This window comes from Pseudoalteromonas espejiana DSM 9414 (assembly GCF_002221525.1).
In the GTDB taxonomy this organism is placed as follows: domain Bacteria; phylum Pseudomonadota; class Gammaproteobacteria; order Enterobacterales; family Alteromonadaceae; genus Pseudoalteromonas; species Pseudoalteromonas espejiana.
Genome location: NZ_CP011028.1, coordinates 512,457 through 530,819, shown reverse-complemented (window position 1 = coordinate 530,819; position 18,363 = coordinate 512,457). Strand labels below are relative to the sequence as shown.

The following is an 18,363-nucleotide window of genomic DNA, read 5'->3' as shown; positions in this document are numbered from 1 at the left end:
GCATTAATACTTTTTGAAGCTGTAACCCCCTCAATGAATCAAGGATGATACATTGAGGGCAGACTAAATTTAGCATTATATAAATGTTCAGCAAATTTTACCGCTAATCAATCACTACCAAATAAATCGCGTGTATACACTTTATCTGCAACATCGCTCAGTTCTTCTACCATACGGTTAGAAACCACAACATCAGATATTTTCTTAAATTCGTTTAAGTCTTTAATAACGCGAGAGTGATAAAACTCGTTTTCTTCAAGCACAGGCTCAAATACAACAACTTCAATACCCTTGGCTTTAATACGCTTCATAATACCTTGAATAGAAGACGCTCTAAAGTTATCAGAACCACTCTTCATTACTAAGCGGTACACACCCACAATTTTAGGGCTACGCTTAATAATTGAGTCAGCAATAAAGTCTTTACGTGTTGTATTAGCATCAACAATTGCGCCAATAATATTATTCGGTACATCTTGATAGTTAGCACGCAGTTGCTTAGTGTCTTTTGGTAAACAGTAACCGCCGTAACCAAAGGATGGGTTATTGTAATGGTTGCCAATACGAGGGTCTAAGCCTACCCCTTCTATAATTTGCTTAGAGTTTAAGCCGTGTGCTTCTGCATAGCTATCAAGCTCATTAAAGTAAGCAACTCGCATTGCAAGGTAAGTGTTAGAAAATAACTTAATAGCTTCCGCTTCTGTTGAGTCAGTAAATAACACTTCAACATCTTGTTTTATCGCACCTTGCTTAAGCAAGTTGGCAAAAACAGTAGCGCGCTCGCTTTGCTCGCCCACAACAATACGTGATGGGTGTAGGTTATCGTAAAGAGCTTTCCCTTCACGTAAAAACTCAGGAGAAAACATTAGGTTTTCAGCCTTAAGTTGCTTTTTAATATCGGCCGTAAAGCCAACAGGTATAGTCGACTTAATTACCATTACAGCATTAGGGTTATGCGCCATTGCATCTTTTATAACCGCTTCTACAGAACTGGTGTTAAAGTAATTGTTTTCTACATCGTAGTCAGTTGGTGTAGCTATAATGACATAATCAGCGTTTTTATAGGCTGCTACCTTGTCGGTAGTTGCTGTAAAGTTTAAATCACCGCGTGTTAAAAACTCACTAATTTCAGTATCAACAATAGGTGATTTTTTATCGTTTAAAAGTGCTATTTTTTGCTCGTCTATATCTAGTGCAACTACTTCATTATGTTGCGATAAGAGCATAGCATTAGATAGGCCTACATAGCCTGTACCTACCACGGCAATTTTCATGTTATTCCTTTATGTTTAAAGTTTTTTATTATTTTAACAGAGCTTAGAGCTAAAACGAATAAACAATAAATTTAATTAAAATAACTAAAATATAAAAGCTTACACCTAATTCAGTGTGCGCTTTTTGTTAAAAATTAACTATATTGCTTTTAAGGCTGCTCATTACTTTGAGCTACTTGATTCATAAAGCAGTGAAGTCTTTACCTTGTTTTTCATAGCGCATTAAGTATTCAACAATCGCTTTTTAATCACCGAGTTTATCGCCACAATCGTGTGAGTGAGCACTCACATGAAACGCTTCAAGGGTTTCTTGAGTCAATAATGTATCAATAGGGTCAGTTAATCGGATTTCGCCACCAGCACCCACTGGCGTTTTAGCAAGTAACGACTAAATATTTTAGCTTAGTACGTAATGCCTTACTACAGCAAGGTTTGATGAAGCTTTATCTGCCTCTGGTTTTTCAACTTTTGTTTTAATTGCAGCGCTGTTACCTGCCGTTAGCTGTACGCCATTAGTATCAGCACCACCGTATTTACTTACGTCATCCTGCGCTACTGGCTCTAACATTACCGGGCTTGCTTTAGTTTCGTTAATGCGTTTGATCATAGCGGCTAGGTTTTCAGTTTTTTGATCTGCCGTATAAGCATCAGGGATGTAATACAATAAAATCGCCAACAATAGGTTTTGCACAAAATAGCGTGGTCTAAACCTTTAGCTTCACCTTGGCCAGCACTCATTACAGTTACATCAGCAGGGCAAATAGAGCGTACTTTTTCAAGTAAGGCACGCTTAACGCGCTTTTCTAAGGTTGCTTCAAGCTCGTAGCAAAGTGTTTTCCTATGGCATTTTTAGAGTTATGCGTTACAAGTATAATGTCTTTAAGGCCCGTCTATACACACTCACTTACTATGTATTGAATAAGAGGTTTATCTACAATTGGTAGCATCTCCTTAGGAATTGCTTTGGTCATAGGTAGCCAAGGTTGGCAACAGGAATAACTGCTTTGCTGAGTAGTAGTCCTTTATTATTAAATTAAATATGAAACTAGCTGTATACGTGATAAATCAATAAAAATGAGTTAAATACACAAAAATCTACATACTTTAATGTTGAGGTAGGGAATAAGTGAAAAGTAAAATCTGTATTAACTTTTTTGATGAGACGGAATACTGTGTATAATAGCGTTTATGGGAACATTTGTTCTGTAAATACTTTATGTATTTACTAACTAATACATATTTAAAGTCGCAGGGAGAGAGCTACGTTTTGACTAATGATTTTAATTTTTTAAGCAATCTAATAGAGGAAGTACATTCTAAAACGCGAGAGTACAAGGTCTCTTTAGACTTTTTAATGACTCCCGATTTTATAAAATCTCATTCTTATTTTAAAACGTTGCAATGCTTAAAGAGAGCAAGTGGTTTAATAGATATTTATGTAACTGAAAAAGAAATCTATGCTAGCACTGAGTGGGATGGTTTTATCCGTAAAAACACGGTCTTTGACACGTGGAGAGATATGCGACTAAAGGCAAGCATAATTTACATAAAATACAAGTTACCTCACCTTCAATAAGCCTCATTTATCGAGACTGTAACTCGTTTTGTGTAACTGCCTATCTCATATACTCGATAAAGAGTTATGGCTAGGCAGATGAACATGAATAAAAATGAGCTAGATGGACTTCTCTGGTTTCGTGTTCTGGTTACCTAAAATAGATATAAATATTCAGTTTTAGAATTCACTTCGTTACTCAAGAATTTCAATATCCACAGCGGTCTCGCTAAAACCACCAATGGTTTGTGACCCTGCGATTCGCATTTCAAGTTCAAGCGTTTGATTACCTGCAGTAAAATTAGACAGGGCAAACTCTATTGATGCTGTACCAGCCGACAATGGAACAAAATCATAAGATTGGGTCCCTGAAGTTATATCTACATTAAAGTCAGTGTCTTTTACTTTTAGGTTGAAGTTTAAATTAGACAAAATTGCAACACTCGAAGTACTGCTATCTACAAGAGAGAATGAGTTCACGATAAGTTCAAGCTCAGCATCATACTTAACACTCAGTGGCTTTCTATCGACCCAGTTATAAGTGAAGTCATTAATATAATAAGTGAATAAATTATATTCACCTAGCTCATGCGCTTCTTTTTGAGCTGCTACTTCTTCTACGGTTACTCCTACAGGGTAGAGCATCATAGTATTTGTTGCTAAGCCACCACGACTTATCGAAAACTGGCGACTTGTTTCAAGTTCAGCAAAGCTTGTACTGACTGCTATGTGCTCATAGTACTCACCTACTGCAAGCGATTGTTCAAACTTATTTTCACTATCAAGTATAACCACATCTTGTGACTCTTGAACATATTTGCCATCGGCATTACGTTTATAGCGCGTTACTGTAATTTTTGAGGCGATTACCGTATTTTCATTTTGTTCACCCGTTGATGAAAGGGTAGCATCATTAAGTGGGTTGAAATACATTATACTTGTACCTAGCTGTGATTGGACAGGCTGCTCAGCAAACGTAATCACAGCTGAAGCATTGCCAATATCATAAGTGCCATTAGTATCAGTAATAGCCACTAACTCAATACTAATTTCACCCGCTATTTGTGAGGTTACATTCAGCTTAAAAGTCTTAGTGCTATCAAACGTTATTTCACCGCTTTCAGGTATCGTCAAAAAGCTATCAGAGAAAACAATGTCTCCTTGAACACCATTTAATTGAAATTTAGCCCCCGTAATCTCTGCATCGACTTCTACAGTGATTATATTTTCACATTTTACTGTTGCTGTGCAGCTGAGTTCACTATCTACTGTAAAACTAGCAACCTTTGGTGCTTCTGTGGTTACACTTCCTGTAGTGCCTCCACCTCCTGTTGATGTATTCGCACTCTCAGATGAACCAGAGCCCCCACCTCCGCCACAGGCAGTGAGAAGTAGAGTTAAAATAAATACCCATACATAATTAACATTCCGTTTCATATCATTCCTTATTTTTACTTATTTAATCTTACTGTTTTTAATGTCACTTCGAGCGTAACACTCTGTGTTTTCCGACTGAGTTATTTAAATTTCTGCACCACAAACATAAAAAACACAGGTGTTAAAATTTAGTTAATTCAAGCTTCAATGTCCACAGCTTTATGCGTTTTTATTTCGAAATGGATACTTTTTAGATACTATTAGCCAGCCAAAACCTACGACATAAGATTAGACATACATCACATATTGGCTTTAAGATATATTAGACACTAATCCACACGATTAAGGTTGAGTTATGCTGAGCGGGTTACAGTTCCTGCTATTAGAAGAAAACACCGCCCTCCCCGACAGCCCTTATACAGCAAGACTTTTCGCCACATTTAACTTTACATATGAGACATAAAAACGTCTGAACTTGGCTATTTGAGACACTCCTGCATAACCAAAAACCTGGGGGAATAAACGTGGATACAGGCACGTTTATCGGCGCTACCACTATACGCTCGCATGGCGACACACTGTTATCACAATGACTTTTTAGGGACTATTTATTTTCGTTTACACCTGGGATATAAAACAGCACAGGACTGACACTTTAGTGATTTTATTAACCCCTGACGCATAAAAATACCTTGAACATGTCACCCAGCTCTGCTCACCTTTTTGCAGATGAGCAGAGCAAGTGATTAACTGAGTACCTTCGTTAGCGATTGTGGGTCGACACTTCCTTGTATGCTAACGCATAAGCAATGTTAAATATTTCTTCCCAAATATCCTTTTCTGTCGCGCTGTAAAAAAAATGAGATAACGTCATCACAGTTGCCCAGAATAAACGCTCACCAAGATTAATACCGGCGAGCCTATCCTGATTATCATGCATATATGTTGTTATCACCGCTTGAAATAAATCATCCATCTCAAGCAGGTAAGGGTGTAAATCAAAGTCTGTATCGATAAGCCTTTTCAAAGCTTGAATGAGAGTCTCATTCACCGTGTCGTCTTTACTCACGGGGTCTTGCGTGATCCTATGCCAGGCACTCAATGTCAGTAACGCAAGCTCACTTCGCTGCGTGCTATCATACCGCTTTATCAGCCAATCTATATGCTCTATGACTGTGTCCACTTCGAGACTAAGTGAATAAGTCAGCACCTGCTCCCCGAGGGTTAAAGAATCTACATTTCTTTTGTTAAAGTAAAAGTTTTCGTGACTCTCTTTAAGATAATGACCGACATTAGCAACTGCTTTGAAGTGCTTAAACCTGTCTAAATTTGATGCATACACCGCTGGTTTATTTTCTTTTAAGTCAAGAAAGGCCTGTGCAAACTCTTTCTCTGACGGAAGTTGTGGGAATTCTTCTTCATAGAGTGGTTTAAAAGTAAACAACCTAAACACACAAGGAAAGTAATATTCATCAAAACACCCAGGGAGTCGCTCTCTATATTCAGACATTATTTTATAGATATCTATACAGGCTAAAATGGCTTCTTCTATTGCATCCATATGTGTATTTTTAGTGTTTAACACACATGTCACGAACTTAGACTTTGTTTCTAAAAGCTTGTCTAGTGCCTGCTCACCGTAGTCGGTGTAATTCTCAGTCGCAAATTGACATGCTTTTAGTAATAATTGCTCTTTTTCATCGGGCAAGCTTGAAGTCAGCGCAATATTTAATACTAAGCTCACGATCAAATCCCTGACGCCAAACGAATCCTCTTTAAATCCATTATCAAATTCTTCAAAGACAGTTAGGTACGCATGATGCGCTTGTTCGATTGATATTTTTTTGTTGTCTAATTTCGCGGTGATACTACTCATTTCTCGCGCGTATACCCTGTAATAATCTGGGCTATATTTTTTATATTTAGATGACAGTTGATTAAGCTCGTCAAAAGCTGCGACCGATTTTTCATTTAAGTCGGGATCTACCTGTCGGCTATAGATATGAGCCCGAGATACACTTAACGCCTCACGTTGCTCTTCCATAGCAGATATGACCTGGAGATGTGGTTCAGTGCTTATCTTATGTTCAAGACGAAGTAGCGCTTCCATCGCTTTTTGGTTTTCATTAAGATTGATGAGTAATCTGAGGACGATAAGCGCCTCATCGCAATAAGCGTAAGCCATGAATGTCTGAGTGCTATCCATGTCATAAAAGAACTCAGCTATATCACGCTTTAATATGGCTAAAGGTAGTGCCTTAAAATAGCCCGCAACCCCTTTATCTATATAATCTTTATCTCCCCCAAATTCAGCATCGATCACCGTAAATATTAGCTGCAATAAATGCCAATTGAGTGAGTTTTCATTCTTTTTTTCATTCCCTTCAATCGTTGTGATAATAAAGCTGAGTTGTTGCTTAAAGAATGTTGCGAGCAAACCATGCTTGTAATTATACTGTTCAGCATAATTAGGTAATCGCCTTAGTATCTCATATATCTCATCCATGATCGTATAATGCTCAGCGGTCAAAGATAGGTAATCATACTCAGTCGGGAGTAGCGCCTGAAGCGGGGCTAATTGCTCATCGTCTGAATAAATAATGGCTTCAATGACGTCACGGACAACCTTTGAGGAGAATGGAGCCCCCAATAAAGAAGAGAACAATAAGCTATAAACAGCACAATCACCAAACTGACCAAAATAAACTCTTATCAGGTTTAAGCGCTCTTCCATTACTGCATAGGCCATTAAACTAAACCCTGAATGTAGATCAGCACTATGATAATGACTTAATGATACTTGGTATTTTTCGATTAATTGTTTAAATGTCTCATCAAGCACTGATGAAAAGTTAATTATTTCAGAGTTAATTTCATAGGGTTTTTCATTATTTGCTCTAATTGCAGGTTGCAATATTAATGGTAACGTTGTCTTATCATTATAAAAGTTGCTATCACACAGCATGTTAATTGTTTCAATCGCAAAAAGTGTATTTACTCTCTCTGATCCTTTTATTGTAGCGCCTTCCCCCCTTAAAGCTGAAATTATACCCTGTGATAGCTGTGCTAATTGAGAGTCACTTGAATAAAGAATACGGCCTAATATCGTTTGGAGCATTAACTGATCGAGCCCCTTTAAATAGAGTGTCTGCGGCACAATCTCTATGGCTTGCAACCCAATTAGATCTGCTTCAATAGTGAGCTTTGTGCTTTCAACCCCAGCAATGCCTAGTTTTACAAACAGGTAGTTAACATGTTGATAAAAATTCCTATCTTGTGAATTAATTCTGTTCGCAAATAAGGTAGCCGCATCGCTAGGTCGTACTGAAGTGACAATGTATATATTCTTATTAAGTAAGTGTTTGAGAAGGTACTCAGCAGCAGCATCATCGATCCACTAAATATCATCAATGAAGAGTGTAACGGGCTGATTATTACCTACCAGTGATTTGAGCACGTCGATCGCTTTATTTATTTTTTCAAATTGCTGCGTTTTTGTTTCACTATTTTGCCTATTAAGCGCCTGCTGTCCTTGTTTTTTCATATGCGCTAAAGAGCTGCTCACACCTATCCGCCCTGTAACTTTATCAATCGTGCTCGCAAGCTTATCGACTCCAGATACTGGTACGCCAAAAATAGCCCCAATCGCCTTTACCGCATTCTCTATGTTCATCTGACTTTTGAAAAAATCTTTCCCTTTGTTAGAAAGTCCTTTCAATGCATCAAGTCGGTGTGCTTCCTCAATAATACTCTGCTCTAGTGCGCTCAACCCTGTATTTGTTGATGTGCTCCCCGCTTCATTGATGAGTGTCAGATTTATATTACGTTCATGCTTTTGAAGTCGTCTTATATGATGGTTAATCAAGGTCGTCTTGCCTATCCCTGGCTCACCAGAGACGATGGATATAGACTCGTGTGTTCTATTCTCAAAATACCTAACTAAATCTTGAAGTTCGACTTCACGGCCAACGAAGCTATCAGTCTTCACTGCCACTTTAGGCATATCATGTGTAGGTCTTTCAAGCATTCCATACCGTTGTGCGAAACTTCGCTGATTATTTAATAGCGTTTGTTTATTTTCAAATTCGGTGGGAAAGGGTGAATATGGCTGACACTGTTCGTCGCTATACTGAAAAACGATTGATATACCCGTACTTTTACCTAGCTCTTTTTGATATTTATTTTGCGCAAGCACCAACGAAATTAATTCTAATGAGTTTATATCAAGATACTGCGGATTGTTTATCCATAATAACCGAGGTGAACTATGGCTAAGGATCATTAATAATTTAAACGCGAGCTGGAATACATCTGCATTACTACTTTTATTAAATTTAGTCGATAATTTATCCAGCTTTACTTTTGCTTCATCACAAAGATAGATATCAGCGGTTTTTATTAACTCAGCCTTCGTAGCTAACTTATTACCCGACGTATCAACGAGGCTGTCTTGTAGAAAGTTTGTTAGCTTGCCACTAATATCGATACTTTCTTTAGTCGCATCAATAATCGTATCATTTACATAATCACTGAGTTCACTAAATATAATTTCCAAACCTTTATCTAAATAGTCCCCAACTAAGGAATCTACCCATCCGCCGGTTGTTACTGATATAACGCCTTGTAGTGATTTTTTAAGCGCTTCAATACTTTTTATATCTTTAAGTTGTTCTTCCAATAACTGAAGTATCGTTTCTAAAATGACAAAGCAATTTGAAGATGGCGTTGGGCTTCCCTCTATACATAGAATATTACTTTGATTATCTTTAAGCTTATTATTATAGACTTGCGCTGCTAATGTTAATGGCAAGTTTTTAGTTAAGTTTAGCCCATAACCCGGTAAAAATAGCGCCATGTCTTTTCGGTTTATCTCTATAAACAGAGGGGTATTGAGTGATTTTTTTATATCCTTAAGGTAATTTTCTGTCAGCATCTATTCACATCCTTTTAATTTACACGCTTTAAGTAACTTATATATTTTAATCTTGGTCAACTAATTACGACCAATCAATATCAAACTATACACTCTTTGAATATTTTGAAGGCTACTTACTCAGCTAACTGCAAACTTAATTTTTTAACCCACAGAACATTGTCATCGCGGTATAGATAATAACAGTGGGCTAAGTATTGTAGGTTTCTCATCGTATTGAATAAAAGCTCGACACTAAAATAAAAGCATTAGCCAAGCCAAGTTTATTACCGATAAACGGAAAAGTACCTAGAGTCAATTATGCACGTTTAGTCATAAAACCTAACAGACATCGCCAGTAACATACTTTTCTATCAATGTTTCAATCCACATCCTTATTATTAAAAATCATAAACTTAGCATCAAAGCAGGCGCGTACACTACGTGCTACTGACCCTATCTCGTTACGTTAAGATATCAATAGCGACTGTGTATTATTTAAGGTCTGCCAGTGCAAAAGACATCTATACATGGGGGAAGAACATTGGTTATAAATTTATATTTACGGTAGGTTGCATTATAAGAAGTAAAGACTGCTAGCAAATAAAAAGACCAGTACACCGAGAACCGATCTTTTTTTATTATTAATACGAGGACTGAATACCTGTTATCTGTAACACGCAAACAGCTTATTTTAATTAAGAGATTAACATTTTAAATAGCACACTACATATAATCAGCTGTTTCATTCTCGTAGCGTAAGGTCGCTCGGTAAAATTTAAATTCAATATTCCATAACTTAACATCTTGAAGTTGATGTACAGCGTGAACAATTAGCCATGCCATGGCATCCTCTTCAGTCGCCCCAAAGCCTCTAAATTCACAGCCATGGCAAATTTTTTTATATGAAAATGTTATTGGTCGCCCTATAAATTTAGGATGATTAGCATTAATTGAGCTTGCTGAGATGTCTTGAAAGAGAGATGAATGTCTGGAAGCTATAGATGCTATGGGTACATCTACAGCAACGCCATCGTAATAACGATGCATTACAGGCTTGGTGATTTTTTTTCCGCCAATATGCCACGGTTTTTTAATAAAGCATTGATATGCCTCTAGTTGCCTGAGCAGAGCATCATATTTATCAAACCCTAATGTTAGCGCCATCAGGTAGCCTAACTTTGATAGACTGAAGTTTTGCCCACACTCAGATAAGTTACTCTGAAATCGTTGTAAAAATTGCGCAGTACGCTGTGGATCGCAGTCAAAACACAGGTAAGGGGCTGAAGGGTCTCTTTCTACTTCATTTAGCGACTTAGCAAATGACAATAAAAATTTCTCATCTTTAATTGTAATGTCTAACAGATTCATCTGATAAAGCATGCTTTTGGCTACATTAATTGCACGGTTTTCTTTTGTATCTAAGGGATAGCGAAGAATAGGAAATGGATATTTTTTATGTTTTTCTAAAGTTAGCATATTAAGTACCTTGTAAAAGTTTAAGCAACAAGCGAGACTGTTCTGTATCTAACTTAAGCGTTTTACTTAACAAGATCTTAATAACCGAATAATTATGACTTACCATCCCAAAATAAATGGGTCAGAACATAGGCTGTGCACTGCTATTATTTCAAGACTTAAGCTACACAAGTGTCATCAACTCGAGAAAATTATACTGAATTTTTATTGGTATTTCTACTAGGAAACCTTCTCCTGAATCAAAATGGCTTATTGTAAATTGCTATTTTTTTACACTCAATAACGTTTTATAGTCTAAAAAAGACTAACTATTAATACACGTGTTATAGCCTGCTCAATAAAGATCGTGGATCCCCCGCATATAAAAAGCTATGGGGTTACAAGCCGCGCAGTGTGTTCATCTTGCAGAAAGTTTACTTTTTATATGTAAAATAATCCCCAAAATATACTATGGCCGAGCTACAATAAGGTTTATATAATGTGCTTATATAGGGGGATTAAAATGACGTGTAAATATGAAAGGCTTTTTATCGACGTCCTAAATTTAAAAAGTGTAAACGAGGCGCCAACAAAACAACATGAAATTTATTTTAATGAGATAAATAAATTTACAAAGCACTTATTAATACTTACACCGCAACAGGTTATAGACTACCTATCACTAGACAAGCACTACACTCAGAATGACCTCGAGCTTATGGAAAAAGAGCAAACCCTTTTTTCCGTCACACAAACAAGTGAAAAATCCAATCGTGGCTACCCCGCCTTTCAATTCGACGCAGGTGCTGTAAGACCTGTTATAGCTAGCATTTTAAAAATACTCGATGGCGATTATAAAAACTGGGATTTAGCGCTTTGGTTTAATTCCTTCAACTGCGATCTAGATATGAGTCTTATTAAAGCTTTAGATACAATGCCTCTTGAACAAGTTTTAAAAGAAGTCGATAAAGAAAAGAGCCCGTATTAATAAGGTAATAGATTAATACAGCCACGCTTTTTTCGCTGTTGGGTTATGTTTAGATCACTATTTCTTTATGCTCCTATCAAATAATGAGATTGCAAGTCACATTTTCTCGCAACTAATAACTCAAAAACCGGCAACAAAGCCTAATTATGGCCAAGCTAGGGACCATAAAGCTATTTATAACTTAATTTAAGGGACATATTTCAATGTATTAAAAATACAAGTTACGTTTTCTCACAGCTATTACTTATAACTATAATTATGAAGGCCTTTTATAGATTACCCCCTATTGCTGACCAGTGCGCTCAGCCTATTAAGGCTTAAATTTCCCCATCGAGTTCTCTCTTGCATCATTTAAAAGCAATGATCACTTAATGATATTTAAGCTATTTAAAATAACTGTACCAAAAATAGACAGCGTATAAATCAACAATATAATCAAAAAGTATAGAAAACATCCTGAAGCTACATCAAATATGATGAGCTTAAAAAATAGGTGAATACTATGCTATGTAAACAGAAATCAATTCCATTATTCAAAGCTAAGTTAAAGGCGCACCCATTACTTAATAAGCTTATAGAAAAGGATGTACTGAAATTAAGCCCTTCACTGTGTATTAATAAGTTACCAATTCAAGAAGCACAGACATTATTAGATTTACATCCGCTGCTAGTGAGCCAAATTGCTAATGATGATACCTGCTTCGCACTCGTCCCCTGTGGATTGCTTGAACGCTTTAAAGCTCATCCATTACACACCGAGCTTAACTTAAAGTTATTGGTTTACCCAAAAGGCGCTGTTGAGCTTGTTTCGAGATCGACCTTACTTTGTGACCCTGCCTTTACATATTCTTTAAATGCGAATTTTAATAAAAACTTACAGTACCGCCTCAAATACTTTGATGAGTATGGGATCTCGCGTCCTAAAGAATCATTACTGACAAATTTAGCAAATACGTCGTCTTCAACTTTTCGATAGTACAGGAGTCCCTATGAGTTCATTTGATCATGTGGCAAGAAGCAACCGTTTAAAAAATGCAGGCGGCTGTTATCCAGATGCAGTTAGTCATGCTGTAACAATGGCTATTATGCTAAAAAAACTGGCGAAGGTTGATGGAAAAGAGCGCACGGCAATCAGCATTGTTGCGCTATTTATATTGCTCACTCAAGATTGGGGGAGTATTGATGAGCCCAGAGATATACCTGACTTTATTAAAACTTCAGGCTCAACACCTTGCCAAGAGCACGCTTTTAGAACCTATTTTGATGGTACGGAATCTTGGGCTGAGTATGCAAGGACTTGTAAAGAAAAAAATAATACGGTGTACCTATGGCAACCAATTCCGCCTCAGCTTAATAAATTTTTTCAAAGCTTTATTGCAGCCCAAAGTTACGACACCCCCTTTTTAACAAAAAAAGGAAAAATAATATTATTTGAGTTGATGCATGCCTCTTGGAAAACGCCACGCGCTTTAACCGCACAGCCTCGAGTCAGAAAAAATAACTTTTTTTGTTACTTTATCCAATGTACCCAAGTTGATAATACACTCGGCGCTATTCCTCGAGTGCAACTTATTGACGCTCAGCAAGCACACCACAAGAGTGCGATGCACTATCAAACGCTTGATAGTGATCGTATTCGTTACAAAATATTTGACGCACACAATCGCTACCTATCCCGCCTTATTGATGCAGCTCGTCAGGCCGGGCTATATAGCTATTATGACCTTTTTCTAAAAGAGCACACAGTAAACCTTATAGAGACCACCACCAAGAAAGCGGAATACTTGGTATCGCAACCAGGCTGTATTAGTCAGTTTCAACTAGATAATACAAAGCACAGTAGCGATAAGATCTGTGTTGAAGCAATTAAATTTGGAAGCCGACGCTCAATAGAAGATAACTACGTTAGTGAGTTTTTTTTAAAATTAGATAAATTAACTAGGCCGCCTAAAACACTGTTCTCGCTAGATAATAGTTCGGATAGACCGCCTCTGATGTATAGATCTGAGCTATGCGAATACTATAAAAATGCGACTTATCGTATTGCATTTTTATTTATTGTGCTTACAGGCGCCAGACCCACTCATAGTATAAGTATACTATCTGACTATTACTCAGGCGGTGATATTGCATTTATTAAAGATAAAGGGCGCTATAGACAACTCATACTTTGCGACTATTTGCAGAATGAGATCGGACAGTATTTAAAATTTCAATCTGCTGTCCGTAAGCAACTTAATTCACATTTTGACATGAATGAATTGTGGTATGAAATTGATATTGTTGGCACCCCAGAAGCCCTAACCAGCCGCAAGCTGCGCTTATTCATGCACCAACTTTGGCCGAATGTGGTGCCGTATCAATTGCGTCACTTTTTTTGCTATTGCGCTAATAGTCATACAGCCTCAGAAAAGTTATTTGATCAAGATATTGATCGCCTCATGGGCCATGAAAAACTTGGCGAACATCTCGGTAGCGACTTTATCTCTCCTGCTAACTTTAGCGCGTTAAAGGCCTATTTAAACACACTTCCAAAACGCTTAATGTTAAAGGAAATGACTTATGCATGAGCGATTAATACATGGTTACGCTGAGACTATTGACACTTTTTTAATACAGTCTTGGCCATTAATTACTTCACGTGATGATATCATCTGGGTGTTACAAAATAGCTCATTTATTCAAACGCAAGCGCGTAAAGTAGAGACTCAAGACCTTCGACTTATTAAAAAGTTGATCAATACCATACCCACAGGGAAAAAAAGAGCTTATCGACTTGCACTTGATGGTGTGCTCTTTTACCTAGGAAGTGCATGCCAATGGCAAGTACCTGAGGAAATAGAATCAGCAATAAATGATGCAAATAATAAATGGTTTGAAGATATCGCAAGCGGATCAGCACAAGCACAGCGCATCTTCTCCCACTACACATGTAAAAAAGAAAACGTCATTAAAACAAGGGCACCGTTAACACCATGTTTTATGGTCATGGTTTTAGGGTATGACGTTGCTCCATTATCACTCACGCATATCACTGCAATTTTAAATAATCCAGATTCGATCACTGATGAAGATTCTTATCCCCGTCTTCAAATTAACCATCTAACCCCGGGGTTAGATGAACCCCGCTTAACTCACTATCACTTGCCTGTTATGAGTTACCGCCTACTCAAAAATTATTATGCACAATCGCTTGAGCCAATAACCACTAAAGTACTCTGTACAAGCTTAACTCAATACTTACAATCACATGGATTACCCAAAACTAATCAGTTTTTATGGCCCAAACTTTTTCAAATAAGCTGGTACCTTCGCTTTAAACTCCCGCCAATTTTTATACAAGACCTCGCGTATCCTGAGCGCCATATAGCCAGTCCTCTAAACGCTATACCGTCTTCATTAATCGCGGGGGAAATTTACGCTATCGACTGGAAAGCTAACTGGTTCGATTCACTATCATTATCAACAGAAAAAATAAACTGGAGACACACTAAGTTACTTAAGAATATACAAAATCCAAACATAGTCGCCACACCCGCTTTGGATGCTACTAACATTTTGCCGCGCTTACTTTTTGACTTTACTAAGGACTATATAATTCATGGTGGCTCGCAAAAGTCGACCCTTGCCAAAGGAACAATTAGCACTTACACCGCATTAAAAAAGGTACTTAAGCCCTATCCCCTCAGTTATTCAGATGCAATTAGTGAGCAGGGTGTAAATACGTGGGCCAAAACAGTTTATGACTCTATCCACTCTAACAATGTAAAAGCAACCTTTTATAGGTTTTTGCGCTTTTTAAGCTACCAAGAACACACTGATACGCTCGATTTATCTAACTTTAGTTCGCCGCTGGCGCCACCTTCAGTAAGCCCTGCTCGCTTAAATGCTGATGAATGTGATTTGCTAATTAAGTCACTTATAAATAACCAAACAAACCACCCTTTGCGTAGTTTATTTTGTGCGATTGCCGCACTATTAGGCTTTTACGCTATGCTCCGTCGTGGTGAAGTCCTAAGGTTACGTCGTAAAGATATTCGCTTCAAACCAAAAACTGGCCTTATAACCATTACCGTAACAAATACATCAGAAGGTAATACCAAAAGCAATACTACCCGCAAGGTATACACTACGCTTCCTAAGCAGTACCGCCAGTTATTTATATCTCTCTTTAAAATAAAAGATAACACGACTCGCGAGCAGCCTTTGTTGGGGTTTGAAGGTGAAAAATATCATTCACGACAACTTTATTATTTATTACCTGTGTCACGTGCTTTGCGCTTTTTGTTTGGAAGACATCTTAATTTTCATCACCTTCGCCACAGTGGTGTGCACCTATTTATGCTGCAAATTCTACACGCCTTAAATAATACACCCGATAAACAACGAGGGAAAACGTCGCTTATTCAAGAAGCGTTATCGAGCTCATCGGTGGCAACTCGCTTTGATTATTGGCTTGAAGGTAAAGCAGTATGTGAGGTCAATGAAGCCATATTTTTAGATCAAATGGGTCTACAAATTGGTCACGTTCATTATAGCACTACACGTTGGTCGTATTTGCACGATATTGACTGGCTACTTCCTATCGTTAGTCGAGCTCATGCACCGAATATTAGCCATAAATATACGCACAGTGAGCTACGCTATTTATTAGGGCTTAACCCTCAATCTAACGATCTATCTCGAATATTACTTAGGCTCAGCCCTGAGTATGCCAGCCAAACCCTTAAACAAAAACAAAGCCAACCCTTACAATTATGCGATGACACCATCAGAAAATTCATATTTGGAAAAAAGAGCGAGACAAAACAGAACCTTTCCAGCAACGAACACGGTTTAGCATGGAAAGATACACTTTTGGATAGCGATAACACGTTACTGGGCTTTATTTTTAATAATATGATTAAAGATAATGCAATGGAAATAGATGCAATGAGCTTTATTTGGGATAAAGGCGGTAAACACCATATAAAGCCTGTCCATAAAAAACAGCGAACGGCTCTTAACAATTTACCTCCCGTCGTACTTTCTGATGATAGTCAGTCATTACAAATCACGCTGGCTTGTAATAAAAAAACCGCTCATGCATTTACCACTGCTTTTAGGCACTCCGATTGGGGCTGGCTAACAATTAAATTTATATTATCAGTAAATAGAAAAACGAATAATGAGCAAAAACGAACGCTGCTTAAGAGGTTATTTACTCAAAAGAACGAAACTATTTCACTTATTAAACACCCTATAGGCAAAACAAGATTAACTATTTTGTTAACCCCTAAAAAAAAGCTTCCCCCTTGTGTGCTCGCGCATACATTGTCATTCATACAATCTATTCAATTCCCAAAGGATAAAACATGAAAATTATTATCTCTCATAATAACCATGCTCAACTTAAAGAGCTTGCTAGCAAGATCGATACGCGAATTCCGGAAAATAAGGTTACCGCTATTATAAGTAGAAAAGAGCGAACGATAGTCTTCATTGAAGGTAAAAAGCCCTTATTCAATCAGCACAACTTTAAACTTAGTGAGCAATCAACAAGCCTGAAGGATAAAAAGTATGCTATTGATGCAAGCTTTGTAAAACAACTTCCCGATTATTTTACAAGCAAAGTCGATATAGAATTAAATATTCGCACGGATCCTAAGAAAAACCTTTATATGGAACTACAACATATAAATACAAAACATAATGCAGTCGCACTGCGTCGCTGTACTTGCAGTGCTGCAGAACCTGAGCATTTAGAATACCTTGAAGATAATAAAAAAATAAAGCCTTCAAAAATACCCAAAGCACTTCTTATCAAAGTGGTTGAAGAGGCAACAAAAAGCCTCCCCTTCGAGCTGCTTGAATTTAGAAACGATCACATACGTATACAACGCAATGGTGAAGTTAAAGATAAGCCTCTATCAAATGCACTTAAACTTGCTACACCACTTACAATTACAGAAGCAATTACCAAGCAGCTCGCTGATTTGTGTGAGACCACAAACAGCAGTGATATAGAAATAGATCAGGCAGGTGATGTACTGACGTTTAAAACAGAAGAGTGTACGGTCACGCACTCATTAGCTGATATTGAGGAGTTTAGAGCAAAAACACCTACAAAAACGAAAACTCTACTTCAATTTGTATTAAATTTTTATACATTTAAAGAAGAGCTCAGGCATTGCATAAAAGCATATAAAATTATCAAAAAAGAAAACCGTGCATTGCTATACCTCAACAAAGAACAAGCGGCAGTTGCATTTTTTACAGCTCCTTATGAGTTTGTTCTCCCAATTGAAGTATCCGAAGTTAGCGCAGTAAACACTGAAATAGCTTCGGTGTATCACTTCTCGCCCAAAGATTTAATTAACATCAAAATTAAAGACTTAGTCGGTGCGAAAACAGCGCAATTCGATATTTTACAAGAGGCAAGTGGTGAACTTAAACTGGGCGTGTATTACGCCAAAGATGACATTCTGCCATCCCATACTATTTCAATTGAAAGAGATGATAGCCAATATAAAAAAGTAACAACACTATTAGCGAGCCTAGATAAAAATAGAGAGACGAGTGGATCTGAAGAGCCAGTAAAAAAGGATGACTTTTTTAAAAGTGACTTTGATGATGAGTATTAAAAACAAAAAACACTGGACAAATAAACAGCAGTCATTATATTTGTTAGTAAGATTAAAAAATGTGGCTGTTTACCATTTATTACACAGTGATATAAAACACAACCCAAAAGTAAAACAAGCAGTTGGGGTAAAGAGGCGGCAACCTCCCTACCCCGTACGGCTGCTCCGCGTTTAAA

At 37.4% G+C, this 18,363-nt stretch carries 10 protein-coding genes and 1 pseudogene; 5 read left to right on the top strand and 6 right to left on the bottom strand.

Going from position 1 to position 18,363, the window contains the following annotated elements; all coding sequences use genetic code 11:
- Positions 1–107 precede the first annotated feature (107 nt).
- The 6 genes and pseudogenes from PESP_RS02305 to PESP_RS02275 form a co-directional block, all read right to left on the bottom strand.
- Entirely contained in the window at positions 108–1,274 is a 1,167-nt protein-coding gene (locus tag PESP_RS02305) for a nucleotide sugar dehydrogenase (RefSeq protein WP_089346594.1), read from the bottom strand.
- Between the two features lie 247 nt (positions 1,275–1,521).
- Positions 1,522–2,271 (bottom strand): annotated as a pseudogene (locus tag PESP_RS02300) (sugar phosphate nucleotidyltransferase); the annotation flags it as partial.
- A 753-nt stretch (positions 2,272–3,024) separates the two neighbouring features.
- Positions 3,025–4,266, bottom strand: coding sequence for a hypothetical protein (locus PESP_RS02290; protein ID WP_089346592.1), 1,242 nt, complete (start codon positions 4,264–4,266; stop codon positions 3,025–3,027).
- A 703-nt stretch (positions 4,267–4,969) separates the two neighbouring features.
- Positions 4,970–7,381 carry a hypothetical protein gene (locus tag PESP_RS02285; protein WP_089346591.1) on the bottom strand — a complete coding sequence of 804 codons (2,412 nt, stop codon included), beginning with the start codon at positions 7,379–7,381 and terminating at the stop codon, positions 4,970–4,972.
- 222 nt (positions 7,382–7,603) lie between these two features.
- Positions 7,604–9,139, bottom strand: a complete 1,536-nt coding sequence (locus PESP_RS02280) for an AAA family ATPase (protein ID WP_089346590.1) — start codon at positions 9,137–9,139, stop codon at positions 7,604–7,606.
- Between the two features lie 705 nt (positions 9,140–9,844).
- A complete protein-coding gene (locus PESP_RS02275; protein ID WP_089346589.1) occupies positions 9,845–10,597 on the bottom strand; it encodes a hypothetical protein in 753 nt (250 codons plus the stop codon).
- Positions 10,598–11,099: 502 nt separating this feature from the next.
- On the opposite strand from PESP_RS02275, the gene PESP_RS02270 reads away from it, so the two are divergent.
- The 5 genes from PESP_RS02270 (at position 11,100) to PESP_RS02250 (ending at position 18,187) form a co-directional block, all read left to right on the top strand.
- Positions 11,100–11,564 carry a hypothetical protein gene (locus PESP_RS02270; protein WP_125939501.1) on the top strand — a complete coding sequence of 155 codons (465 nt, stop codon included), beginning with the start codon at positions 11,100–11,102 and terminating at the stop codon, positions 11,562–11,564.
- 502 nt (positions 11,565–12,066) lie between these two features.
- Entirely contained in the window at positions 12,067–12,540 is a 474-nt protein-coding gene (locus PESP_RS02265; protein WP_089346587.1) for a hypothetical protein, read from the top strand.
- A 13-nt stretch (positions 12,541–12,553) separates the two neighbouring features.
- Positions 12,554–14,134: a hypothetical protein gene (locus PESP_RS02260; RefSeq protein WP_089346586.1), complete on the top strand. Its 1,581-nt coding sequence runs from the start codon at positions 12,554–12,556 to the stop codon at positions 14,132–14,134.
- Positions 14,127–16,922: a site-specific integrase gene (locus PESP_RS02255; protein WP_089346585.1), complete on the top strand. Its 2,796-nt coding sequence runs from the start codon at positions 14,127–14,129 to the stop codon at positions 16,920–16,922. Before PESP_RS02260 ends, PESP_RS02255 begins: the two co-directional genes overlap by 8 nt.
- On the top strand, positions 16,919–18,187 hold the full coding sequence (locus PESP_RS02250) for a hypothetical protein (RefSeq protein WP_089346584.1): 1,269 nt from the start codon (positions 16,919–16,921) through the stop codon (positions 18,185–18,187). Before PESP_RS02255 ends, PESP_RS02250 begins: the two co-directional genes overlap by 4 nt.
- Positions 18,188–18,363 lie beyond the last annotated feature (176 nt).

Excerpts from the sequence above, each read along its gene's own strand:
- PESP_RS02260 (WP_089346586.1), top strand. The coding sequence starts at position 12,554 with ATGAGTTCATTTGATCATGTGGCAAGAAGCAACCGTTTAAAAAATGCA.
- PESP_RS02270 (WP_125939501.1), top strand. The coding sequence starts at position 11,100 with ATGACGTGTAAATATGAAAGGCTTTTTATCGACGTCCTAAATTTAAAA.
- PESP_RS02275 (WP_089346589.1), bottom strand. The coding sequence starts at position 10,597 with ATGCTAACTTTAGAAAAACATAAAAAATATCCATTTCCTATTCTTCGC.
- PESP_RS02305 (WP_089346594.1), bottom strand. The coding sequence starts at position 1,274 with ATGAAAATTGCCGTGGTAGGTACAGGCTATGTAGGCCTATCTAATGCT.
- PESP_RS02280 (WP_089346590.1), bottom strand. The coding sequence starts at position 9,139 with ATGCTGACAGAAAATTACCTTAAGGATATAAAAAAATCACTCAATACC.
- PESP_RS02255 (WP_089346585.1), top strand. The coding sequence starts at position 14,127 with ATGCATGAGCGATTAATACATGGTTACGCTGAGACTATTGACACTTTT.
- PESP_RS02290 (WP_089346592.1), bottom strand. The coding sequence starts at position 4,266 with ATGAAACGGAATGTTAATTATGTATGGGTATTTATTTTAACTCTACTT.
- PESP_RS02265 (WP_089346587.1), top strand. The coding sequence starts at position 12,067 with ATGCTATGTAAACAGAAATCAATTCCATTATTCAAAGCTAAGTTAAAG.
- PESP_RS02250 (WP_089346584.1), top strand. The coding sequence starts at position 16,919 with ATGAAAATTATTATCTCTCATAATAACCATGCTCAACTTAAAGAGCTT.